Genomic DNA, 23,019 nt, shown 5'->3' with positions numbered 1-23,019 from the left:
AGGATGCCTATCGAATTGGATGAGGACTTCGAGGATGAGATTGATGGGTATTTGGACAGATACAATAAGCTGTTGGATGCCGGTATTTTTTGGGAAGGAGAGGAAGCTTTGAGGGCAGCAACAGAGCAAGCGGTTAGAGATTATTTTGACAAAAATTGCATGGGAAATGTTGAGGACTTCGTGCAAGAAGTAAAAACACTTGTTGCCGAATACAAGCCCAACATACTGACCTATGACATTGAGCAGCAACCGTCACAAACCGCAAAAGATTTAAAGAAGATATTCAAGAAACAGCAATCCCTGATAGAGGATATTCTAGCTTTAGAAGCTAATGCGGTAAGACTTATCGAGCAAGCTAGGTCTTCAATCGGGGGACCTGTGGCTAAGGGGTCACTGATGGATGACATGGCTAACTTGCTTGCGACCATTGAAGTATCAAAAAACCTCAACAAGAAGATGAAGCGAAAACAGCACCATCTTCTGATGGCCGAAGATGCAATGAGGCTTTGGGCGAAATATGGTGGAGGATTCTCAAATAGCAGAGGGCCTTGGTACGACTTTCCCAAGCTGCTGGTGGAAGAAGCTGGAAAACTTCTGTCCGACCCTTTCAACGAATACAAGAAGATGAAGGATCTCCTGATGAAAGAGGTCACCTCCTAATTACTCTACAGTGGGAAAGTTTGGTCAAATTTATCCATTTTTCCCACGCTGACAAGCCCGAACAACACTGAAAGAATTCACCTCGTACCAAGATGTTCTTGGTTGACCCCCCCAAATATACGAGGAAAAAAATGAGTAATTTCAGATTCTTAAGACAGAAAGAAGCTTCAGATAAGTTCGGTCTCTCTAAGTCAACGTTCTATCAACGCATCAAAGAAGGCTTATTGCCTCCACCAGTACAACTTGGCGGACGCGCAGTGGGATGGTTAGAACATGAACTAGCAGAAGTGGCCAAAGTCATAGCATTTGGATCCACTGCCAGGGAGCTGAAGCTTGCAGTTGAGACTATCGTTGCTCACCGCATAAGTGCCCAAAAAAACTCGGAGGCTGCATAATGATTAAGCTATTCAATATGTCAGCAGCCGATGCAGCCATTTACCTAAGCCGCAATCTAGGCCCTAAAAAGTCTTGGCTATACGCATTGCAGGAAAACAGATTGGGAAGAGGCTTTTTTGATGTGGGCCGCATCCCATTCAAAGTCGTTAAAAACAAAGTCTTCTATGACCTGTCGGACATGAAGTTGCTTGTTGCAGCATTACTTGCCGCAACAAAAGCAAAGTCCCGACCAGCAAGAGTTTTTTAGTTGGTCTGGTTATGTCTAAAAATGGAAAAAATTTGAAACAAGGTAGGGCCTCCAATGGCCCTACCCTCTGGGGTCAGAGCCGCATTGCTGCGGCTTTGGAGAAAACAGCGACAACTCTATCTGATGGCTATCTAGTACCTTATTATAATCATTACTATGAGAACTATCATTCCCACAAATTACCTACCTTAACCAGAGTAAAGGACATTCATAAGACTCACTGTGTAGATGCAAGAAAAAGACATTATGTGAACTATGCACTTCGAGCTTGTGTATTAAGCATGAAAAAGGAGATAGACGAGAACCCTAACGCTAAAAAGCGTCTAGCAATGATTACAGTAAACTTTAGTCATAAATATAGTCAGAAACTAAGAAGCTTGGAGTTTCCAACGTCACACTACGGCACAGCGGTCATGAGGAGATTAGCTTCTGTCGGAGTGGACAAATTTTTTATTGTTTTTGAAGCGGGTAAAGCGAATAAAGCGATCCCAGAACTAATCAGTCTGCATGCTCATATTGTGCTGACAATAGATCCCTTTGAATCAGAAGAGGTCAGAGCATGCTTGCGGAATGAGTTTGAGTTGAAGAGGGACATTCGAGGCAGCATTGCTTCCAGTTCAGTAATGATACAGTTCCAATACACTCCCCGCTTGTATACATGTTCACCTTTGCAGTCAGCTCTTGCGACGCTAGAACAACAGCTCCTCGGCGAGCAAAGCCAATGGGTCGTTGATGAGAGGGCTGTATTCTCTGGGCGCATTCGAAGCCTTAAAAGTAGAGACCCAATCGAGTTGAACATTGGTATTGCTGACTACCTATCCAAAGAGTTACCCAACTCAATTTTTTCGAAGGGACGGAACTACTATATCAGCCGCCCGTTAAACGCTGAGATAAAAGTGACAGCATCAGAGCGCATAAACGTATAGAACAGTTTAACTTTTGAACTAAAGCCCTAGAAGAAAGCTAGCGTTTTGATAGCTAGTGTCATGAAAAAAATCCCGCTCCTGTAAAGAAACCTTATACATGGTTTCGAATCGCATTGGACACAAAAGAGCCACTAAAAGTAGCTCTTGGCAAAAATTGTCTCAAAAAAGGGCAGATTTTTATTGGTTCCAGACTCTTATGACTGCCAATGGATATCCAGCGGCAGCCCCCCTCTAAACACCATTCAAGTTCTAAATCTCTCGATTCAAGCAATGCCCACACTGGCGGTGAGAAGACTACTGTTTGCAGGTAAAATATCGACCCATTTAAATGGGCTAAAGCATAGAGTTAGAGCACTAACTAAGGTACGATTCGAGCCAAATACCGATGATCAGAAACAGCAGAAAACACTAGCAGAATGGCAACGACAATAGAGATGTGTGCGGGAGCAGGAGGCCAAGCACTCGGGCTTCACAGAGCAGGTTTTGAACATAATCTTCTAATTGAGATTGATAGTCATGCTTGCGAAACGCTGCGCAGAAACAATACCAGCTTGCAGCTTGGTTGGCAGAACATCATAGAGGGCGATCTGCGGGAATTCGTCAATGAGTCTAGGCAGTATCAAAACCGCATTGACTTGGTAGCGGGTGGAGTTCCATGCCCACCTTTTAGCAAAGCTGGATTGCAGCTAGGGCGAGATGATGAGCGAGACCTATTTCCTACAGCTCTAGATATTGTCAGTCGTGTACAACCACATGCAGTGATGTTGGAAAACGTACAAGGGTTGTTAGAAAGTAGGTTTGATGACTACAGGCGGGAAATATCGCAGAGACTCTCTAAATTGGGATATGTGACTGATTGGAAGTTACTTCAAGCCAGCGATTTTGGCGTCCCACAGCTTCGTCCCAGAGTTATATTGGTAGCGATGAGAGAACCAGCTTTCATGCATTTCACTTGGCCGAATCCGGTTCCAAGGAAAGTAACTGTTGGAGAGGCTCTTCTCGACTTAATGGAATCGAATGGGTGGGAAGGAGCTCTCGAGTGGGCGGAAAGAGCAAACGATATTGCTCCGACTCTTGTTGGTGGCTCAAAAAAACATGGAGGACCGGATCTCGGTCCTACAAGAGCAAAACAGCAGTGGAAACAACTAGGTGTTAATGCCCATAGAGTTGGTAATGATGATGAATTGCCAGATGCTGATTTTAGAGGGGTTTTGTTGAAAAACGGTAAGATTCGAGAGGGATTTGAAGGCATGCCGCTTCTAACAACAAGAATGGCTGCGAGAATCCAAGGATTCCCAGATGAGTGGCAGTTCTACGGCTCAAAAACGCATGCGTATAGACAAGTTGGCAATGCGTTTCCACCACCTGTAGCCGAGGCTGTGGGTATTCAAATACACCTTGCTCTTGCTGAAGCAGGCCTAGTTGAACGTCAAGTAGAAGAAGGAGCTGCCGCTTGATAGAAGGGTTGTTCACAAAAGAGAGAAATAATTTCCACCTTAAGCTAATCAATGATCAAACTTTGAATTGGTCTCATTTGAACGCTAAGGATGCCCGCAGGTCGGGTACAAAAATAGCTCCCAGTAATGCAGATGGTTCACAGAACTTCAGCATTCATGTTGCCTCTCGCATGCTCACAATGGTGGAACAAAGTGTCCATAAACAAGCAAGAGTCATTGATTCTAAGATTGCCGGGCAAACCATAGGGAACCAGTTTGAGATGGCCTGTGAGAGCTTTCTAGAGGCTACATTCAAGAAGCTAAATCATCTCAGACCAGGCCTTTGGACAGTACGCCAGGTTAGTTCCCGTAAAGAGAATGAAATCGCCTCTTATGAACAGTACAGCCATTTGAATGAATTGGCCCGTATTGCTAACAATAATCCTGAATTGAAGGCATTCTTAGGCGAAGGATACACAATCGCTCCAGACGTTGTTGTAACCAGAAAACCTGAAACAGATGAACGAATCAATGAGAGTGATGGGCCGGTTGTTGATGACAATTCATGCAGAGCATCAGGTCTTCGTATGTCGAATTTGAAAGACATTTACACAGAGATACTTCATGCAAGCATCTCCTGTAAGTTTACGATGCGCTCTGATCGAGCTCAGAATACTAGAACCGAAGCATTAAACCTTCTGAGGTCGAGAAAAGGTAGGGCGCCGCACATTGTATCAATTACTGCGGAACCTACTCCTAGCAGAATTGCCTCTCTGGCGATGGGCACTGGTGACCTGGATTGCGTTTACCACTTCGCATTGTATGAGCTGATGAAGTCAGTGGAGATGCTGGACAAAAGCGACTCTTATGATTTGCTAAAGAATATGGTGGACGGAAAAAGATTGAAGGATATTAGCGACTTACCTTTAGATCTTGCTATGTAAACAAGCCGTTAGTAACACTAAACGTAACATCTGCCAACAGGCAAAAATGACAAGTGCATTAATATCAATAACTTAGCCAGTAAAGCAGACTCTGCCTCTGGCACCATATAAAAGAAAAGGCCCTGTCATCTGACAGGGCCTTTTCTTTTATATCGCCCAAGCGGGCCGGATGAGAACCACCGCTTGGTTCGACCAACTTGCCCGGAGCAAGTTGGGACGTCCCGGTGCCAACACCAAGCACCTCGGCCACATAACAATCCGAAGTCTAAGAAATTCTCAAAACCAACAGTCTACCTCTGAGGGACGGGCCGAAGGCCGAGCCCCAGGGAAGGGGCGAGCATTCCGCCTCTAAAGGCCACCTTAGAACATTCCAAGATTCACCTAACCCCCAATGTCCTCCAGCACCCTATCAAGCCGCTCCCTCACAGTATCCACATCCGAAAAGGCCAATCTGCGGTATTTGTCATGCTCAATCTGCCGCAGCGCATCTGCAATTAACTCATCTGGCGTGATATTGCGAAAATGAAACCACTTGAGCAATTCTTCCGGCCGATAGGGGATGTCAGCCAACTTGTCCTTATCAGCAAAAGGGGTCTTGCTGTTCACCAGCCTCAGCAATACGCTGTAATCAATCTCAGATGTGCCTGCCTTTAAGTTATTGAACATCAACCTGGTGCGCTGACGACCACGCAGCTTGTCGGCAAAACGCCAAATGCTCTTGTCGGAGTTATAAAGTACATCGCCGGCATATGGCTTGAAGTATCCAAGGTAATCCTCGTCAAAACCCAAACCGTACTGTTTGGCCATGGCAATCATCCAATCCAGCGCACAATTGGCCAGTCCATCATCCGGGTAGCCGCCACCGACATTAGAATGCACGCCAGCAAACCAGCGTTGCAGCAGCGTCTGCTCCTTGGTGCAGCTCGTCCAAATCTCCGGTTGGAAGTCGGCTCTACACTCGTCGATGGCCAGAGCATGAATAGCATTTTCAACGATTCTGGGAAGCAACGGGCTATTAAAATATTCAAATCCGGTTTTGCTTCTGACTCTGCTGCCCTTGGAGAGCACCGTGTCAAAGACCCCCAGCATTTTGACCGTGAATTGATGTACCTGGGTTTTAATTCCGGCTTTCACATGCCGGTTAATGCTGTCCTCAAAGGGCATTTCACCTTTAGAGTCAAAAAAGTCACGGATCACAAACGGCAGGAAGTAAGCATCCCGCTTGGCGAACACACCGCCCATCCAATCCAGCAATCGGCAGACCGCCCTTGCGGTGGCGGAGCCCCGGCTAAAACCAAACAGGAACACATCGTCGCCATACTGGTAGTTATTGGAGAGAAAGGTCAGGGCATCTTCAATATTGGTTTCCATCCCTGCACCAAAAGCCCCCCCCAGAAAGTTATCTGCCCAACCCAACAACTTGTTGTCCCATCCGGCATAGCTGCTGATGGAACCAACGCCGCTGTCGTAATAAACAATCTGGTCTTCTGTGTCATGCGTTGGAAGGATTGCTCTGGCCAGCTTCAGCACGTTGGTAGGCTTAACAATGGTACGACCGTCCTGCTTTCGCTCATCGTTAAAGGTGGAGTTCCAAGTGCCGTCCAGACAAACAATTAGTCGTCTTGCCATGATTCCATTCGCCCTGATTAATTTATATCCAGTGTAGACCAGAAGAAGCCGCATTCACCGAATGCCCGCAAGATTAGAGAACGGCAATAACTGAAATTGTTATGCGGCAAAGAACAGCTTGAGGTTTCAGCAGCATGTATGGAAATGGAGTTAGCCCCTAAAAGACCAATCCACCTTCATAGGTTTGCGGGATAATTACTGCACTTGTGACATTTGATCATCTTGCGGCAACCTAGATCCAAATCTCAGGCCCAAATGAAGCCAAACAATCTTCGTTCATTTTGGGCTGGGTCACTTTTTTCAGCTGGCGCAAAGTGTCAGCAAGCTGTTCGCTCATCTGCCGGTGGTGAGGTGCTATATAGTGATAAACATCCGTCTTAGTATTGGCTATTGGATACAGTTTATAACCTTGTTCGGTTAGGCACGGCTCAGCAATATGCGGTGACCACTGCATCATATAAATGTCGGCCAATCCGCTCTGAATAGCCTTTAGTGCGCTCTCCGGATTGGAGACAGGTACACAGGTCAATGCCAACTTTTTACAATACTGGCTGGCAAATATGGCTTCCTTAACTATCACCACTCTTGAGTACGCATTAACAGTGCATTGTTCAAGGCATGCTGCAACCAAACTTACCTGCGTAAGAGGCTCCGGGATCCTAATCAGATTGGATTTTGGGGGATACTGGGTAGCAGAATGGTAGGCAATGGCATCCAGTTGCTGATCTTCAATCATCAATTGCATACGGGTAAAGGGTAAGTAGGCGAAACTCACTTTAACGCCGATACCAGAATACAGCGCTTTATAACTTTGCTCGAACTGTTGTTGTTCCTGTGAGTTGTGCACATATTCGGGCAGACCAATAGTAAAAGCCTTGGTCTTGGCGACGAAAAGAACACAAAGAACTAACAGGAAACGCTCAAACTGCACTGGTCTAACCTCTATTGAATGGCGCGCAATTATCGCGATCTAAAAGAGAACAACAAGGCTTGGCAGATGGCAAAAGCAGGGCAAATACCCAAAGGTATCAGAGGACATACAGAAAGCTATGCCAGGTATTTATTCCTAACACATTGTTGTACATAGCTTAAATATTATCCGGCAGGGGGACGGGAAAAGTTCTAAAGCCGCCAAACCGCTTTTTTAATCAAAAAATGACATAACTATTTTTAGGGCCTGCCTGTCAGCCGCTGAGTCGATCAGCCTGTCAACGTATCCAATTAGGCACATTAGCGTTCTCTAAAAGTCGGAATCGCGTAATTTACCTGCCTGGCCCCCTTGTTGCTTTTTCAACCCACTGGTATAAAGCGCAGGCAAATAGGTTAAAAACAAGGACGTTATGCGTACTCTTATCACCTCCGGGCTATTTTCAGTCCTTCTGCTCTCAATGCCCTTGAAGGCAAATGTGTTGACGCCCTGGCAGCAAGACAGCAAAACCTCAGCCAATTACACAGCTACATCTGGCAAGCCTTTGGCTGCTGGGCAGCCACTCAAAGCCGCCTACCATGCCGACAGTTTATTCGATATCAAGAATAATCAGTTGCAGGTCAAAACCGGCTTAAGCTTTGGCATGATTACCGAAAAGCCGCTTCAGGCGCTGATGGTACGCTATTACCAGCGCGAGGATAATAAGTTGGTGTGGCTTGGTAAGATTCAGGGAGAGCCCGGCAGCAGCGTCAATCTTATTGCCAGCCAAACCCAGCTAACCGGCAATATCCGAACTAAGGGTAAGCTATACCAACTTCGCACTCAGGCCGATGGCGCGGTAGTAATTACCGAATTTGTGCCACCTGCACAGGCACAAAACGATGTGCAGGCTGCCCCTGTCAATACACCACGCGCAGCCAGTTCAAAAACCTTCAATTCAGCATTACCCCTGCATACTACTTCTAGTGCCAGCGGATTTGCCCAGGAGGCTGACGTAAAGGTGCTGGTGTACTACAGCAGACAAGCCCTGGAGCAAACTCCAGACCTGCTGGACGTGATTGATCTAGAGTTTATTGACACCAATCAGGCATTTGCCAATAGCAATATTGATGCTTCTGTTGCTGTGGTGGAAAAGATACAAGTAGACGAATTAACCCTTGGTAATGACCCTTTTACGGATTTTTCCAGCAAACGGGGCACCTTTGCCAATGTGGAGCAAGTGCGGGAAAAGTATCAGGCGGACCTGGTGCATTTTTATCCCAGCTATCTGCGCGGTGCCTGCGGTCTGGCCTTCTATTCCGTATTTCCCAATGGTGGCACTGCCAAATATTGGGGCTATGGTGCGACCGCTGCCTGGTGTACTGGAAACTTCATTACCGCCCATGAGCTGGGCCATAATTTTGGTGCCGCACACGACCGCCATGTGGAAAACGGCGGAGATGAGAACAGTAACTACGGTTACGTGGATGTGGAAAACCGCTTTAAGACCGTAATGGCCTATCCCAATAAATGTTCCGATCAGGGTGAGTACTGCGAGACCATAGCGCATTTTTCCAATCCAGAAGTGCTTTATAACGACGTTCCCACCGGCATTGCCGTTAACGAGCCAGAGGCAGCTGACAATGCCGCCATGCTCAATTTTTCAGCCCTGAGTATTGCCAATTACCAGGGTGTCGGCGCACCTGTCATCACTCAGATTACACAGGGAGACAACCAGGCTATCGAGCTTCAGTGGCAAGCGGTAGAAGGGGCGACAGGCTATCGTGTTCATCGCCGCGAGGCTGATACAGCAGGTATTCAAGGTCCCATCTGTAGCTACCCCGTTTATGGTGATGAATTTGACGTCGAACAAAACCACTTTGTAGATGCGCAGGCGCAACCGCAGACAACCTATTGCTATAGTGTCACGGCATTAAATAGCAATCTTCTGGACAATCTCTCCAGCCCCTCCAGCTTGGTAAGAAGTGGTTATGCCACAAACGCCATTCAGCTGCCTTATATCGAAGACATTGTCATCACCGAGCCGACTTCTGAAATCACCCACACCCTTGCACTGCCTCAAGGAAATTGGGATTACCGGGTGGAACTGGTTGAACACAGTGATGAATATCACGCCTCGGTATCCCTCACAGGCCCAGAACTGACCATTTCCGACTTTAGCGCCAAAAACCAAACCCTGATGATCGCCTTGTTTGCCAAAGACAATGCCAGCAGTCAGCAAGCCGTGCAGCTTTTCAACGTGCAAATTGCCGCCTTTGATAATCAACCGGCCCAATTACAGGTTGAAACCAACCAGAGCATGAACCAGCAGACGGTGCTGACCATTCCCTTTACCTTGAGTGACGACCAGGCCATCCAGAGGGATGCCGTATACGCCTACTCCACCAACGAAAAACTGATAAGTAAGAAAGACGTATCGGTGAGTATGGATAATCAAGGCAATCTGAGTCTGAGCATTGAGCATAAAAACTTAAATGCAGGCGATGTAGATATTGTGATTGGCTATTCGGACGGCGAATACAATGCAACGAGCACCGTCAAACTCAAGGTAGTCAGGACTATTTTTAATCCTGCTCAGGTGCAAGACGTAACTTGGTACGTTGAACAAGGTATGAGCGTCACCCGTTTACTGCCACTTTTTGATATCGATACCGGTGAGCAACAACAAATCGAAATCGTTTCCGCCCCATCACAAGGCAGTTTGGCGTGGCCATTGCCGGACAAGGCGACCTATACCGCGAATGCAGACTTCACTGAAGACAGTTTCAGTTTTCAGGTGATTGGTGAAGACGGAGAACGCTCAGCGACAGCCACCGTGACTATAAAGCCAATGGTGCAGCAACGTATTGCAGCGAAGCAGAAACTGGTTTCAACCTATAGTACGGCCGCGTTTCTTAGCCATACAGGCAGCCTTTATACCTGGGGGGCGAATGCCAGTGGGCAGAGCGGCCTGGGCGCGGCATTTCGCTCACAAAACACTATTGCCGAACCCCATAAGGTGCCTGGCAATGACTGGGCCGATGTGGCTGTCCAGGACCATCTCCTGGTAGCAATAAAGAAAGACGGCACTTTATGGCGTGTTGGCTACGATTTCTTCAGCCGTCAGCAATACGATGAGCTAACCCAATTCGGTAGCGCCAACGATTGGCGTTCAGTGCACGCCAATAACACCACACTGGTGTTGACCAAATCCGACGGTAGCGTATGGGGCCGGGGATATAATGGTAGCAATGAACTCTCAGAACGTTCTGAGCTGACTGGTGATATCGAGAGCCTGCAGCAAATCATCTCGTTATACGGGGTGACACAACTTTCGCATACTCAGGAGGCCGGCTTTGCGCTGACCACAGATAACCAGGTCTATTCCTGGGGCTCTAATCGACTGGATGTAATGGGTAGGGAGAACGGCAGTGGCTACCTGGCCCCAATCCACAGCGGTGAAAATGTCCATAATTTACAGGCGCATTCTTTCCGTGGCACCTTCTTGGACGGCAATCGTCTCTATGTCTGGGGGGGTGGCTCATTGGCCATGATGCTTGGCTACGCAGAAGACTTACCAACGCCAACGCTTATCAGCAATGACAACTGGGTAAGAATCAGCCTGGGTGGTGGTCATTTTGCTGGCATTATGCCCGATAACAGCTTGTGGACTTGGGGTGGCTATACCAATCGGGATACCGGCCTGTCAGACAGTCCTCAGCTTGCGCGTGGTCAAGATGCACGAAGCGAAATTGCCCAAGTGGGCGACAGAACCGAATGGCTGGAAGCCTGGGCTTCAGACGCATTAACTTATACTCTTGATATGCAAGGAAATATTTGGGTGTCAGGGGGAGATGCTAGTTTAAATAATCGCTTCCCTTTTGGCTTAGTAACTGAAGATTCAGCTATTTATTCTCTGACAAAGATTGATGCTATTCCGGCAAGTGAAACTGGCGTAACAGACAATGACAGTGACGGTCTGCGCGACTATATGGATACCGATGATGATAATGATGGGACTGAAGATCAGAACGACGCCTTCCCCCTGGATGCCACAGAATGGTTAGACACCGACGGTGACGGCATCGGCAACAACGCCGATACGGACGACGACAATGACGGCGTGCCAGATACACAGGATGCCTTCCCACTGGATGCTACTGAATCGGCAGATACCGACGGTGACGGCATCGGCAACAACGCCGATCCGGACGATGACAATGACGGCGTGCCAGATACACAGGATGCCTTCCCACTGGATGCTACTGAATCGGTTGATACCGACGGCGACGGTATTGGCAACAACGCCGATACGGATGATGACAATGACGGCGTGCCAGACGCACAGGATGCCTTCCCACTGGATGCTACTGAATCGGTAGATACCGATGGCGACGGCATCGGCAACAACGCCGATACGGACGATGACAACGACGGCGTGCCAGATGCACAGGATGCCTATCCGCTGGATCCAAGCCGCTCGACGGTACCCACGCCAACTCCCCCGAGTCAGCCAGATACACAAAGTAGCGGTGGTGGTAGCCTGGGGGGATGGGCATTACTCCTACTGTTAACGCTGATCCGCAACCGGCGCCTGCCCTGACTAATACGCCCCGGGAGACCGGGGCTTTTTTTGTTGCCTAGAGCATCCGCCCAGCAATTTCCTTCAATAACTTCACCGCCACATAAGCGGTCATTTCCTCGATATCCCGGCGTGGATTAAATTCCACAATATCGGCCCCCACAATCAGTCCTTGGAGGCTGTGAATTATCTCGATCACCTCGCGCACACTGAATCCCCCGGGTTCACGGTGCGACACGCCGGGAGCAAATGCTGGGTCCAGCACATCCATATCCAGCGAAATATAAAGGGGCCCATTGAAATGCAGATCTGGCAGATTGCCGTCTTTCATTTCGTACATCTCCACCCCATACAGCCTGGCTTGTGCTCTTAACATTGGACTGGCGGTGCGTATGCCTACCTGAACCAGTCTGTTAACCAAGCCCTCTTCCATAATTCGGGCAAAAGGACATGCATTGGAATAGCGACTGCCATTGAATTCAGGATACAAATCAGGATGGGCATCAAAATGCATAATATTCAGGCCCGGCCATTTTTCGGCCATTGCCTTGATCACCGGATACGTAATGGAATGGTCGCCACCGAGGATCATTGGCCTGGCACCTTTTTCAAGCACCTGCCTCACTAAATTACTGATAGCGAGATACTGATGGTCATTGCTTACATCAATATCACCCAGGTCTTTAAAATGACTAGCCGTGCGAAAGTCCACTGCCAATTCGGAAAACTTGTTTTGTGAGCCTTGAAAAAAGGCTTCCCGGATCTTTCCCGGAGCCTCAGCAGGTCCGCTTGCGTAAGAGGCATTGTAGTCACAGCAAAGCCCCAGTAACGCCACATCACCAGCCTGAAGATTTTCATAAGTCGCTGCGGGTGCAGACCACTTCATAATGGTGTTACCTCCATTGGCTTACAGCACTGAGACCGGCCTAAAGCAACTTGCCGCAACTGATTACAATTTGTTCTGTTTTGATTACGCATATCGCCTAGATTGCCCTCAATGCTCAAATTATCATCTCGCCCGCTTTAGCAGCCGTTCACTTTTTAATCTTCCCAGCAAGATTCAGTGCATCCACTGCTTAATCACATGACTCAGATAACAGTGTAGAGAGATCCTTAAATGAAAAATGTAATCATGGTGCTTTTGCTGGCGATGGGACTCGCTGCATGTGGTAGTGGAGAAGGTGAGGCTCCCGCTCCTGAGCCTACCTCAACAATCTTCAGCGTTGAAGTTACCCCCGTGGATATCAGCCTGCTCATCGGCGAAAGCAAACAACTCACCGCTACCGTTAGGGACAGCAATGGCACTGTTGTTACCGGTAAAGCAGTCACTTGGCAAAGCACAGACAGTCAGAAGGCAACAGTATCCGCAAATGGTTTAGTCACAGCAATGGCCAACGGAGAAGTAAAGATTACTGCCAGCCTGGAAGGTAAGAACGCAAAATCAAAGGTAAAGGTCAGTGCACCGCCAAGTCAGCCGGTGGTGGCATCCGTGGTTATTAACACTGACTTTGAGTATTTAGAGGAAGGAGATTCCTTGCAGCTTGAAGCAAAAGTATTTGATCAGGATGGCAATCAGCTTATGGATCGCGCCATTAGTTGGGTATCGACCGATCCCAATACCATCTCAGTATCCGCAAGCGGCTATGTCACCAGCTTAAAACTCGGCCAAGCTAAAATATTTGCCAGCAGCGAGGAGGTGCAAAGCGCCTGCACCATAGAAACTTATGCCGAGTACGCATACGAACTTATCTACGGCCGCCAAGACGTTGCTCAACCAGCGGAATTGTACTCACTGGATATCAATAGCTCGCTGGCCACGCCACAACAGCTGTTCGCACCTGGCAGACAAGCCAGTCATGGCAGTGCCTCACCCGATGGTCAAAAAGTGGCGTTTGTGGTCTACCCAACCAATGTGTTCTGGGAAAGCCGCATTATGATTGCCGACCGCCATGCACAGCATGGGTACGATTTTGGTCTCGATGACGGCACGCAGTACTGAACCGGCCTGGTCTCCCGATGGCAAGTACATCGTTTTTACCAGTCAGGTTTTCGGCGAACCAGCCCATATCTGGCGCATTAACGCAGATGGCTCTGATCTGGTCAACCTTACCGAAGGGCAACAGGGCACATTTAAGTCACCAGCCTGGTCCCCGATCTCCGGACAAGGGATGCGTATTGCCTATAGCCAGAGTAAAGACGGCTATGGCTATATCTGGACGATGCAGGCTGATGGTAGTGACAAGCGGCAGATCACCAGCGACCCCAATTTCTACGATGATCAACCGGATTGGTCACCTGATGGTAATACCTTGGTATTTCAGCGCAGCGGCAGTGCCGTGTTCGGCGACATCTACAAGGTATCGGCACAAGGCGGTTCGGGTACTCCCTTGGTAGCAGGAACACCCCTGGCGTTAACCCAATCATCGCCAAAGTGGTCTCCGGATGGGCGCCTGATAGCCTTTTTATCCAAGCATCAAGGCGGTGAACGGGAACAGATATGGACAATACGTGCTGACGGAACCGGACTGGTGCAACGTACCAATGAAACCCTGTTCCTGAGCGACCCAAACTGGATAGTTACCGCTCAGTAACATCATAAAAACACGTGAAGCCCGGCATTTACCGGGCTTTTTGCGCAGCTGGTCGGATACCGGCAACAAGGAGCATTGTGTGACAATCAATGAGGGCTTATAGTGATTTTTGGCGGCCCTGCACTGACTGGCACAAAGGTATGCCTTAAAAAGGAGAAATTATTTTTGTCCAAAGCGGAATATTTTATTCAGCGTATCGGTGATGTGCTGTATGTGAAACTGCAGGGAGAGTGGGATTTAGCCACCGACATTGCCTACCTTACCAAGCTTTGTGAGGAGATCAGTAAAATACAGGCCAGGAAACGCCCCTGGGGCATGCTTGTGGATATGCAGGCCTGGCAAATGGACAACTTCCATAACAAATTGCAACCACAAACCGCCAATATCCCGTTGGACAGACGCAATCAACGTTGTGAATGCTGGTTGGTCAATGATGACAACCAAGCCCTTGATTTAGAAAAGTTTATCCGCAGCAAAAGAACCATAAACTTCGGCCGTCACCTGCAATTGGAACCAGCACTGGACTGGCTCGAAAAATTTGGCCTAAATCTGCAACGCTCACGCTGGCGCAGGTTGGCCAACAGCTGAGCCTGATGTTCTTGCCCGCCCCTACCAAATAAAATGGCTGGCACGCTTACCCATCACTTCAAAACTCAAAACTTCACGGCACGGCCTCTGCGCAGCACCATAGCAAACATGCAATGGCAACAAATGCTCAGCGCGGGGGTGACTGAATCTGGCATAAGGCGCTGATTGCCACTGCACCAGCTTTTGCCGACGTTGCTCTTCTGACAAATTGCTATCCAGACAAACTTGCTGCAACCACTCTTCAAAGGCCATATTCTGTGCCAGAGCCTGTTTATCTGCCGGATTAAAAAAGGCCGGCAAATTATGAAACGTAAAGCCGGAGCCGAGGATCAGGGTCGTCTCATCCAGCCAGGACAATGCCTCACCTAGCTGAATATGAAAATCCGCTTGCAGGTGGTGCGACAATGAGAGTTGAATACAGGGAATATCCGCTTGTGGAAACATGATCTTAAGCGGTACAAAAAGGCCATGATCAAATCCGTGTGCGGGGTCGAGCACAGTTGCAATCCCACTTTCGTTCAACCTGGCCGCAACAGCAGCACTGAATTCAGGCGCCCCTGGAACCGGATACTGAACCTGATAGGCTTCTTGAGGAAAGCCTGAATAATCGTATAGCAAGCCAGGCGCTCGTCCTGCAGTCAGGCTAATTCGCTGCGCTTCCCAGTGAGCACTCACTACGATAATTTTTTCTGGTTTTGGAATGCGTTGGGCCAAGGTCTGCAGGCTCTCCACCATCTCCTTATGGCTCGCATCTCCGGGAAGGGGCAAAGGCCCACCACCATGGGATACACATACCACCTTTGGACCCGGCACCTTGGTCTTTTCTGAATGGGAAGACATCTGAATCAGCCCTTATTAAACGGATTTGCAGCGTAGCTTCCAATTCGGTTGATTAAAATGGCATTTTTTATGACTTATTTTGCGATTTTATTGAATCTTTTTTTGATTAAAAAAAGCCCGGACAAGCCGGGCAGCGGGAGTACAACTCAATTAGGCTTCGGCGGCCACAATGGCCTTCATATCGGTCATATAACCACGCAGGGTTTCACCCACGCGCTCTACCTGATGCTGGCGAATAGCCTGGTTCACTTCCACCAGACGTTTGTTATCCACGCTGTGGGACTTCAATGACAAGCCTTTGCCGATCAATGACAGGTCCAGCTTGGGCATCAGGGTGTCACGCAGCAACGGAATAGCGGCATTGGCAAACAGGTAGTTACCGTATTCAGCGGTATCGGAAATCACCACATTCATCTCATATAAACGCTTACGGGCGATGGTATTGGCAATCAGCGGCGTTTCATGCAGCGACTCATAATAGGCCGACTCAGGCAACATGCCGGATGCCACCATCACATCAAAAGCCAACTCCACACCGGCTTTGATCATGGCCACCAGGAAAATACCCTTGTCGAAGAATTCCTGCTCATCGATCTTGCCTTCATAGACAGGTGCCTTTTCAAAACCGGTCTGCCCGGTTTCTTCGCGCCATCTCAGCAAGTTGGCATCGCCATTGGCCCAGTCTTGCATCATGGTCTTAGAGAAATGACCACTTAGAATGTCGTCCTGATGCTTCTCAAACAGCGGACGCAAGGTGTCTTTAAGCTCTTCGCTCAACTGATGGGCTTTGATCTTGGCCGGGTTAGACAGCCTGTCCATCATATTGGTCACGCCGCCAATCTTCAGCGCCTCAGTAATGGCCTGCAATCCAAACTGGATAAAGGCAGCGCAGTACGCAGGATCCATCCCTTCGGCAACCATCTTGTCAAAGGCCAGCAGCGCAGCGCTTTGCTGCATACCGCAGAGAATGGTTTGCTCACCCATCAAATCGGATTTCACTTCGGCCACGAAAGAAGAATGCAACACACCCGCTCGGTCGCCACCGGTGGCGCTGGCCAATGCCTTGGCAATTTCCAGACCCTGACCCTGCGGATCGTTTTCAGGATGTACGGCGATCAGGGTGGGCACACCAAAACCACGCTTATATTCTTCACGCACTTCGGTACCCGGACATTTAGGTGCGCACATCACCACCGTAATATCGGAACGAATTTGCTGACCTTCTTCAACGATATTAAAGCCATGGGAATAAGCCAGCGCAGAGCCCTGTTTCATCAGGGGCATCACCGCTTCCACCACACTGGCGTGCTGCTTGTCCGGGGTCAGGTTATAAACCAAATCGGCACCAGGGATCAGCTGTTGATAGCTACCTACCTTAAAACCATTACCGGTAGCACGACGATAAGAATCACGCTGTTCATCGATGGCGGACTGACGCAGGGCATAAGATACATCCAAGCCGGAATCACGCATATTCAGGCCCTGATTAAGACCTTGTGCACCGCAACCGACAATGACAATCTTCTTGCCCTTCAGAAAATCACAACCCTGGTTGAATTCATTACGCTGCATAAAGCGGCATTGTCCCAGCTGTTCCAGCTGCTGACGCAGATTCAGGGAATTAAAATAATTAGCCATCGTTATCTCCAATGCCCTATCGGGCGAATTCGCTTCTTCATACCTTGCAAGTAAAGTGACGTACTCGCTTGATGATTGGAGCATAGTGCATGGCCTTCGTTGTTTAAAATGATATATTTACAACACAATATTTCATTTTTTGAAACATGATGGATATACGTACCCTGCAACTCTTTCAGCATCTTGCCGACAGTCTGCATTTCGCCAAGACCGCAGAGGCCATGCATGTCAGCCCACCAACCCTGAGCCGGGCTATCCAGCGACTGGAAGAGGACTGCGGTGCGGCGCTATTTGTGCGAGACAACCGCAGCGTAAAACTAACCGCGGCCGGCGCTAAGTTACTGGCATTCAGCGCGCAGACTTTGGAAGACTGGCAGCGCCTGAAAAGCGAACTCAAGCAAGACAGTCAGCTGTTAAAAGGCGAGCTCAGTCTGTTTTGTTCGGTGACCGCCAGCTATAGCCATCTGCCAGCCTTATTAGAGCGCTTTCGACAGGCTTATCCGCAAGTGGAAATCCGTTTGACCACCGGAGATCCGGCCCTGGCCACCAGTAAAGTCATTAACCAGGAAGCAGACTTAGCCATTGCCGCAGGTACCCCGGATTTCCCCACAGAATTATCTTTTCATCAGTTGGATGTGCTGCCTTTTGTGCTGATTTGTCCGGCCGGCTACCGATTAAGTCAGTGGCAGCAATTGGATTGGCGCACGGTGCCAATGGTGTTGCCGGAGTCAGGCCCTTCAAAGCGCATTGTGCACCACTGGTTAACCGAGCACGGTATTCGTCCTAAAGTGTATGCCTCGGTTACCGGGCATGAAGCTATTGTCAGCATGGTAGCATTGGGCTGTGGCGTAGGGATTGTGCCTAAAGCCGTGGTGGAGCATTCCATCGTCGCCAACCGCATCACCATGCTTCCCCTGGAAGGAATAGAGTCTTTTAAACTGGGGCTGTGCTGTCTCAAAGGCCGTAGTAACGAACCTCTTGTCCGCGCCTTGCTGGATCAAGTCTGATACCATCAGCGCTTTAACGCTCTGGCGATATCAATGCTTTGGATCCCCTTCACGCTGATGGCGGCCTTTATGCAGGCCTGGCGCAATGCTTTTCAAAAACAACTCAGTCGTGACGTTTCCACAGCGGGTGTGACCCTGGCGCGATTCCTGTATGCCGGCCCAATGGTCATACTGTATCTGATTGCCCTTTATCATGGGCGTCCGACACAAGTTCCGCAGTTCTCTGCCGACTTTCTGATCTTGACGTTCTCGGCTGCACTCATGCAGATCCTGGCGACTGCGTTGATGGTCAAGTTATTCAAACTACGTAACTATGCAATCGGCGTAGGTCTGGCTAAAAGTGAAGCCATTTTGGCTGCCATACTAGGGGTGATGTTCTTTACCACTTCCCTGGATTGGCTGGGATGGTTAGGCGTCGCTCTGGGGGCGATGGCCGTGTTTTTATTGAGCGGCATCCGGCAGGTAAGGAATTGGTCGTTTATGACCCTGTTGCTTGGGCTTGGCAGCGGTCTGGCCTTTGCGCTGACATCTTTATGGGTCAGAGAAGCCAGCCTGGTCCTGGACGTCCCCTTCCCACATGGAGCGGCTTGGGTGCTACTGTTTGTGATCCTGATCCAGACCCTGACATTGGTGAGTTGGCTACTGCTTCGTGATCCGGCCACTTTAAAGGCACTGCTGTTGCGCCCTAAACTGGTATTGGCAATCAGCGTCACCAGCTGCTTAGGCTCCATAGGTTGGTTCACTGCCATGAGTCTGGAGAGCGTCGCCTTAGTGAAAACCCTGGGGCAGGTAGAAGTGTTGTTCAGCTTGCTGATTTCCGCTTACTGGTTTCGTGAAAAGCTGGCCCGTACCGATAAACAAGGGTTAGCATTGATTGTGATAGCAGCGATCTGTGTGGTGTGGGCCCCAGTTTTATGAGGCCCTAAAAAACAAAACCGGCTTTCGCCGGTTTATCTTGCTTATCTTTCTCGGACGACCCGAAAACCGATGTAATTGGCCCGGAAATTGGGGTCGAGTTCCATACGCGTGGATACCCGGGACAGACGCGGTGCAAAGTTCCAGGCGCCACCACGCACTACAGAGCCACTTTTAGAAGCACTGCTTACGGTCCATTCCCAAACGTTGCCAGCGGTATCAAACAGGCCATAGCTGTTACGGTCAAAAGAGGCCACCGGCGCGGCGCTGATATTGGACCACTGGCTGCCACACCAACCACAGTTGGCATTACCAGAGCCGACACTGTCGCCCCACCAATAATCGGTTTCTTTGCCGCCACGGGCCGCATATTCCCACTCTTCTTCACTGGGCAGGCGATACTTATTACCGCTGGTGCGGCTTAACCAATTTACATAAGCCAAAGCATCCTGCTGGCTAATACACACCACAGGGTGATTGGCGGTATTGGCATAACCCGGTGTACGCCAGTTGAGTTGCTCCTGCCAAACCGGCGAGCCCTGCTCATAGTAGGCACATCCTTTGTCTTTCTCGGCGTCGGTAACGTAGCTGGTTTCATCTACAAAGCGACGAAACTCGGCAACAGTGATTTCTGTTTCGCTGATGCCAAAAGAATTGGCAATGGTTTTACTTTGCACGGGGCGTTCATTTTCAAGACCGGTGCCATTGATATCACCCATACGGTAAGCGCCCGAGGGAACCACTACCAGCTGCGGCCCGGGCACATCACCAAACAGGATGTCCTGCACCTTTTCACCCTTGTTAAAGGCAAATTGGGCGCGTCTTAATTCCACTTTTAAGGTGGTACTTTCTTTCAGGTTCAGACGTTGCTTGTAGGTTTCATAACCGCGCTTGACCACTTCAAGATCATGAGTACCTGCGGGTAACATCACCTGTAACTTGGTGGAGCCGTAGCTGACACCATTGATAAAGACTTCATCGTCAAACACATTGGAGCGCAGGGTCAGCTCATGCATCACCGAGTCATCGGCCATATTCAGATTGCTGTCCATCCCCGAAACCTGCACCACGCTGCTGCTTTCCGGCGCACTGGTACGGCGATCTTCAACACAGTAACGACGATCAAGCCCCAGCAATTTACAAGCGTCTGAGCGCTTCAGGTTACCTTTCACTTCCACGTTCAACTGAACGTTATAGTTAGCGGCACCACTGAAACCTTCCTGCACCACATCACTGCGCTGCAACAGTACATAACCTTCAGAATTGGGACGTTGCTGTTTGGCCGCTTCGGACTCGGTCAGACTGTCATACAGCTGATCCAAGAAACGCTTGGACGCCTTTTGCTTGGCCAGGAACTTACCTCTGTCGGTACATTTAGCGATGGTTTCGTCGCGGTCACAGGCCACTTCCTGACTGACGGACACCATTTCCTGACGATTAAACTCACGGAACAGACGGTCAATACGGGCGTTATTCAACTGCTCCTTAAGACTCTCAATTTTGTTCAATAAGCTGTGCTTAGACACACGCATCTGTTCTACATCCGCCAGCTTTTTCTGCCAGTCGTTGTATTTGCTGGAAATAGCGTCTTTGTTGTTTTTGTGGGCACGTACAGCAGCCAGATAGGCTTCGCGGGCCGGGGTAATGTCGATACTGGGATCTTCAATAATGCGCTCATACTGCACATTCATTTCGGCCAATTTGGTTTGCCGACTTGTTTCCAGTTCTTTGCCTTTGGCACGCAAGGCGGCCAGTTCCTTTTCCATGGAAGCAGCGAGAGCAATTTCACTATCAAGATTGCGCTGGAAGCTGTCGTAGTCGCTTTGGTTGGCCAGGATCTGCTGCTGGATTTCAGTCACAGATAACTTTTCTGCTGCGATCACTCCCGTCGAACATACGAGAGCCATCGACAGAGCAAGGTGTGCTATTCGCTTCATTATTCCATTCCAAACGGGTCGCCAGCCGGCAAACTGCTGTTGTTCTTCTGGTTTTTCAACGGCGTTATTGTTCTTATTTATATAACACCCAGTTGGGTATTTGATGCCACATCAATGCCCTATGCTATTGAGTTGTCTAGTAAAGCGCAAGTCTCTAGTAGGTTTACGCAGCAAACCAGAGGCAATGTCCTTACAAGCGCGGATTTTATCGCGCTTTTTAGTTAGCACTTTGAACCTACAATGGCCGCGCGAATTGGCTCAATAGGCGATCAAAAGCCCTATACTGCAAGGCTTCTGCGAGCGCGTTTCGGTCAACACGGGTCTGCTTGTCTAAATCGGCAATAGTGCGCGCCACTTTAAGAATTCGGTGGTAGCTACGCATGGATAACCCCAGTTTTTCGCAAGCCTGTTGCAGGAAAAGCCTGTCTTCATTATCCAATGGACAGTGTTTATCCACTTCGGAACCGGCCAATTGGGCATTGGTTTTTTGTTGCCGCTGTAACTGCCGGTCTCTGGCCAACAGCACCCGCTTACGCACTGTGTTACTGGACTCTGAAGGCTGCGCAGCATCAGAATGATGGGTGATCGATTGTCTGGGCACTTCCACCTGAAGATCGATTCTGTCCAAAAAGGGGCCGGACAGTCGATTAAGATATTTGAGGATCTGCTCACAGGTACTGCGGCCATCATCAATGCTGCCGGTGGGGCTGGGATTCATTGCCGCCACTAACTGAAAAGCAGCGGGGAAAAGGGCTTGATGGGCGGCCCGGGAAATAGATACGGAGCCGGACTCCAATGGCTCTCGGAGTACATCCAATACCCGTCTGTCGAACTCGGGCAGTTCATCCAAAAACAACACGCCATTATGCGCCAAAGAGACTTCTCCCGGCTTGGGCGGACTGCCACCACCCACCAGGGCAATGGCAGAGGCTGTGTGGTGTGGATGGCGAAATGGCCGACAGCGCCAATGTTGCGGTTCCAGTCCGTGACCGGCGATGGAGTGTAAGGACGCAGTCTGCAAGGATTCTTCTTCGCTCATGGGCGGCAAGATCCCGGCTAAACGACTGGCCAGCATGGTTTTACCGGTACCGGGAGGTCCGGCAAATAGGATGTGATGTCCGCCTGCAGCGGCAATTTCCAGCGCCCGCTTCGCGGTTTGCTGACCAGTCACGTCTTTCAGATCCGGCTGCTCTGGGGAGGGCTCCGGGGGTTTTTCTGCAGTAAATAACGGCAGTGTTTGCTGACCATTTAAGTGCTGAAACACCTCCAGTAAGCGGGTGGCAGCATAAAGCTTTAATCCGCCAATAAGTGCTGCTTCTTCAGCATTTTGCAGCGGCAATATCAAGGTTCGCCCGTCTTTATAGCAGGCATGGGCAAAAGGCAGCGCACCGCGAATAGGTCGAAGTTCGCCCGATAGGGCCAGTTCACCGGTGAGCTCAACATCCTCCAGCCAATCGGCTTTGATTTGACCGGCAGCAGCGACAATACCGATGGCAATGGCCAAATCGAAACGGCCACCTTCTTTGGGCAGATCCGCTGGCGCCAAGTTAACGGTGATGCGCCGGGCAGGAAACTCAAAACCAGAATTGATCAATGCGCTACGTACCCGGTCACGTGCCTCACGCACCGAGGCTTCGGGCAGTCCGACGATATGAAAGGCCGGCAGACCAGGCGAAAGATGCACCTCAACCTGAATAGCCGGCGTGTCGATGCCAAGGCTGGCACGGGTATGTACCACTGACAGAGCCATGCTTGCTTCCATTGCAGTTGCATTGG

General features: G+C 49.5%; 19 protein-coding genes. 12 read left to right on the top strand and 7 right to left on the bottom strand.

What is annotated here, in order from left to right; all coding sequences use genetic code 11:
• The first annotated feature begins 3 nt into the window (after positions 1 to 3).
• From P2G88_RS12655 to P2G88_RS12630, 6 genes are all read left to right on the top strand, one after another.
• Entirely contained in the window at positions 4 to 660 is a 657-nt protein-coding gene (locus P2G88_RS12655; protein ID WP_275796515.1) for a hypothetical protein, read from the top strand.
• 131 nt (positions 661 to 791) lie between these two features.
• The gene (locus P2G88_RS12650) at positions 792 to 1,055 is read left to right on the top strand and encodes an AlpA family phage regulatory protein (RefSeq protein WP_275796513.1); all 264 of its coding nucleotides are present in this window, start codon (positions 792 to 794) and stop codon (positions 1,053 to 1,055) included.
• Entirely contained in the window at positions 1,055 to 1,303 is a 249-nt protein-coding gene (locus tag P2G88_RS12645; RefSeq protein ID WP_275796510.1) for a hypothetical protein, read from the top strand. The genes P2G88_RS12650 and P2G88_RS12645 overlap by 1 nt, the downstream gene beginning before the upstream one ends.
• A gap of 11 nt (positions 1,304 to 1,314) precedes the next feature.
• The gene (locus tag P2G88_RS12640; protein ID WP_275796508.1) at positions 1,315 to 2,229 is read left to right on the top strand and encodes a hypothetical protein; all 915 of its coding nucleotides are present in this window, start codon (positions 1,315 to 1,317) and stop codon (positions 2,227 to 2,229) included.
• 416 nt (positions 2,230 to 2,645) lie between these two features.
• Complete coding sequence (locus P2G88_RS12635) at positions 2,646 to 3,686, top strand: DNA cytosine methyltransferase (protein WP_275796506.1); 1,041 nt, start codon at positions 2,646 to 2,648, stop codon at positions 3,684 to 3,686.
• The gene (locus tag P2G88_RS12630) at positions 3,683 to 4,609 is read left to right on the top strand and encodes an NgoMIV family type II restriction endonuclease (protein ID WP_275796504.1); all 927 of its coding nucleotides are present in this window, start codon (positions 3,683 to 3,685) and stop codon (positions 4,607 to 4,609) included. The genes P2G88_RS12635 and P2G88_RS12630 overlap by 4 nt, the downstream gene beginning before the upstream one ends.
• Positions 4,610 to 4,990: 381 nt before the next feature.
• On the opposite strand, the gene P2G88_RS12625 is transcribed toward P2G88_RS12630, so the two are convergent.
• Together P2G88_RS12625 and P2G88_RS12620 are read right to left on the bottom strand one after the other, a co-directional pair.
• Positions 4,991 to 6,238: a DUF2235 domain-containing protein gene (locus tag P2G88_RS12625; protein ID WP_275796502.1), complete on the bottom strand. Its 1,248-nt coding sequence runs from the start codon at positions 6,236 to 6,238 to the stop codon at positions 4,991 to 4,993.
• Positions 6,239 to 6,470: 232 nt separating this feature from the next.
• Positions 6,471 to 7,169 carry a hypothetical protein gene (locus tag P2G88_RS12620; RefSeq protein ID WP_275796499.1) on the bottom strand — a complete coding sequence of 233 codons (699 nt, stop codon included), beginning with the start codon at positions 7,167 to 7,169 and terminating at the stop codon, positions 6,471 to 6,473.
• Between the two features lie 457 nt (positions 7,170 to 7,626).
• Here P2G88_RS12620 and P2G88_RS12615 point away from each other — a divergent pair, with 457 nt between their 5' ends.
• A complete protein-coding gene (locus tag P2G88_RS12615) occupies positions 7,627 to 11,748 on the top strand; it encodes a thrombospondin type 3 repeat-containing protein (RefSeq protein WP_275796497.1) in 4,122 nt (1,373 codons plus the stop codon).
• Between the two features lie 37 nt (positions 11,749 to 11,785).
• On the opposite strand, the gene speB is transcribed toward P2G88_RS12615, so the two are convergent.
• Entirely contained in the window at positions 11,786 to 12,613 is an 828-nt protein-coding gene (speB, locus tag P2G88_RS12610) for an agmatinase (protein WP_275796495.1), read from the bottom strand.
• A gap of 231 nt (positions 12,614 to 12,844) precedes the next feature.
• Between speB and P2G88_RS12605 the strand changes: the two genes are divergently transcribed.
• The 3 genes from P2G88_RS12605 (at position 12,845) to P2G88_RS12595 (ending at position 14,906) form a co-directional block, all read left to right on the top strand.
• Positions 12,845 to 13,726, top strand: a complete 882-nt coding sequence (locus P2G88_RS12605; protein ID WP_275796493.1) for an Ig-like domain-containing protein — start codon at positions 12,845 to 12,847, stop codon at positions 13,724 to 13,726.
• Positions 13,707 to 14,318 carry a hypothetical protein gene (locus P2G88_RS12600; RefSeq protein ID WP_275796491.1) on the top strand — a complete coding sequence of 204 codons (612 nt, stop codon included), beginning with the start codon at positions 13,707 to 13,709 and terminating at the stop codon, positions 14,316 to 14,318. The genes P2G88_RS12605 and P2G88_RS12600 overlap by 20 nt, the downstream gene beginning before the upstream one ends.
• Positions 14,319 to 14,483: 165 nt before the next feature.
• On the top strand, positions 14,484 to 14,906 hold the full coding sequence (locus P2G88_RS12595) for a hypothetical protein (RefSeq protein WP_275796489.1): 423 nt from the start codon (positions 14,484 to 14,486) through the stop codon (positions 14,904 to 14,906).
• A gap of 21 nt (positions 14,907 to 14,927) precedes the next feature.
• Here the strand turns inward: P2G88_RS12595 and P2G88_RS12590 are convergent, their stop codons facing one another.
• Both P2G88_RS12590 and ilvC read right to left on the bottom strand, forming a co-directional pair.
• A complete protein-coding gene (locus P2G88_RS12590) occupies positions 14,928 to 15,746 on the bottom strand; it encodes a class III extradiol ring-cleavage dioxygenase (RefSeq protein WP_275796487.1) in 819 nt (272 codons plus the stop codon).
• Between the two features lie 150 nt (positions 15,747 to 15,896).
• Positions 15,897 to 17,384, bottom strand: a complete 1,488-nt coding sequence (ilvC, locus tag P2G88_RS12585) for a ketol-acid reductoisomerase (RefSeq protein ID WP_275796485.1) — start codon at positions 17,382 to 17,384, stop codon at positions 15,897 to 15,899.
• Positions 17,385 to 17,533: 149 nt separating this feature from the next.
• Here ilvC and ilvY point away from each other — a divergent pair, with 149 nt between their 5' ends.
• On the top strand, positions 17,534 to 18,391 hold the full coding sequence (gene ilvY, locus P2G88_RS12580) for an HTH-type transcriptional activator IlvY (protein WP_275796483.1): 858 nt from the start codon (positions 17,534 to 17,536) through the stop codon (positions 18,389 to 18,391).
• A gap of 33 nt (positions 18,392 to 18,424) precedes the next feature.
• Complete coding sequence (locus P2G88_RS12575) at positions 18,425 to 19,309, top strand: EamA family transporter (protein WP_275796481.1); 885 nt, start codon at positions 18,425 to 18,427, stop codon at positions 19,307 to 19,309.
• Between the two features lie 41 nt (positions 19,310 to 19,350).
• On the opposite strand, the gene P2G88_RS12570 is transcribed toward P2G88_RS12575, so the two are convergent.
• Both P2G88_RS12570 and P2G88_RS12565 read right to left on the bottom strand, forming a co-directional pair.
• A complete protein-coding gene (locus P2G88_RS12570) occupies positions 19,351 to 21,165 on the bottom strand; it encodes an SUMF1/EgtB/PvdO family nonheme iron enzyme (RefSeq protein WP_275796479.1) in 1,815 nt (604 codons plus the stop codon).
• A gap of 313 nt (positions 21,166 to 21,478) precedes the next feature.
• The gene (locus P2G88_RS12565; protein ID WP_275796477.1) at positions 21,479 to 22,993 is read right to left on the bottom strand and encodes a YifB family Mg chelatase-like AAA ATPase; all 1,515 of its coding nucleotides are present in this window, start codon (positions 22,991 to 22,993) and stop codon (positions 21,479 to 21,481) included.
• Positions 22,994 to 23,019 lie beyond the last annotated feature (26 nt).

Source organism: Aliiglaciecola sp. CAU 1673, assembly GCF_029223185.1.
In the GTDB taxonomy this organism is placed as follows: Bacteria; Pseudomonadota; Gammaproteobacteria; order Enterobacterales; family Alteromonadaceae; genus Bowmanella.
Note: the sequence above shows the minus strand (reverse complement) of the source record. Positions and strands in the feature narration are given on the sequence as shown.

What these genes read in the sequence shown, in the direction of transcription:
- ilvC (WP_275796485.1), bottom strand. Translation starts at nt 17,384, where the DNA reads ATGGCTAATTATTTTAATTCCCTGAATCTGCGTCAGCAGCTGGAACAG.
- P2G88_RS12615 (WP_275796497.1), top strand. Translation starts at nt 7,627, where the DNA reads ATGCCCTTGAAGGCAAATGTGTTGACGCCCTGGCAGCAAGACAGCAAA.
- P2G88_RS12625 (WP_275796502.1), bottom strand. Translation starts at nt 6,238, where the DNA reads ATGGCAAGACGACTAATTGTTTGTCTGGACGGCACTTGGAACTCCACC.
- P2G88_RS12565 (WP_275796477.1), bottom strand. Translation starts at nt 22,993, where the DNA reads ATGGCTCTGTCAGTGGTACATACCCGTGCCAGCCTTGGCATCGACACG.
- speB (WP_275796495.1), bottom strand. Translation starts at nt 12,613, where the DNA reads ATGAAGTGGTCTGCACCCGCAGCGACTTATGAAAATCTTCAGGCTGGT.
- P2G88_RS12640 (WP_275796508.1), top strand. Translation starts at nt 1,315, where the DNA reads ATGTCTAAAAATGGAAAAAATTTGAAACAAGGTAGGGCCTCCAATGGC.
- P2G88_RS12600 (WP_275796491.1), top strand. Translation starts at nt 13,707, where the DNA reads ATGACGGCACGCAGTACTGAACCGGCCTGGTCTCCCGATGGCAAGTAC.
- P2G88_RS12575 (WP_275796481.1), top strand. Translation starts at nt 18,425, where the DNA reads ATGCTTTGGATCCCCTTCACGCTGATGGCGGCCTTTATGCAGGCCTGG.
- P2G88_RS12635 (WP_275796506.1), top strand. Translation starts at nt 2,646, where the DNA reads ATGGCAACGACAATAGAGATGTGTGCGGGAGCAGGAGGCCAAGCACTC.
- P2G88_RS12655 (WP_275796515.1), top strand. Translation starts at nt 4, where the DNA reads ATGCCTATCGAATTGGATGAGGACTTCGAGGATGAGATTGATGGGTAT.
- P2G88_RS12605 (WP_275796493.1), top strand. Translation starts at nt 12,845, where the DNA reads ATGAAAAATGTAATCATGGTGCTTTTGCTGGCGATGGGACTCGCTGCA.
- P2G88_RS12650 (WP_275796513.1), top strand. Translation starts at nt 792, where the DNA reads ATGAGTAATTTCAGATTCTTAAGACAGAAAGAAGCTTCAGATAAGTTC.
- ilvY (WP_275796483.1), top strand. Translation starts at nt 17,534, where the DNA reads ATGGATATACGTACCCTGCAACTCTTTCAGCATCTTGCCGACAGTCTG.
- P2G88_RS12645 (WP_275796510.1), top strand. Translation starts at nt 1,055, where the DNA reads ATGATTAAGCTATTCAATATGTCAGCAGCCGATGCAGCCATTTACCTA.
- P2G88_RS12590 (WP_275796487.1), bottom strand. Translation starts at nt 15,746, where the DNA reads ATGTCTTCCCATTCAGAAAAGACCAAGGTGCCGGGTCCAAAGGTGGTA.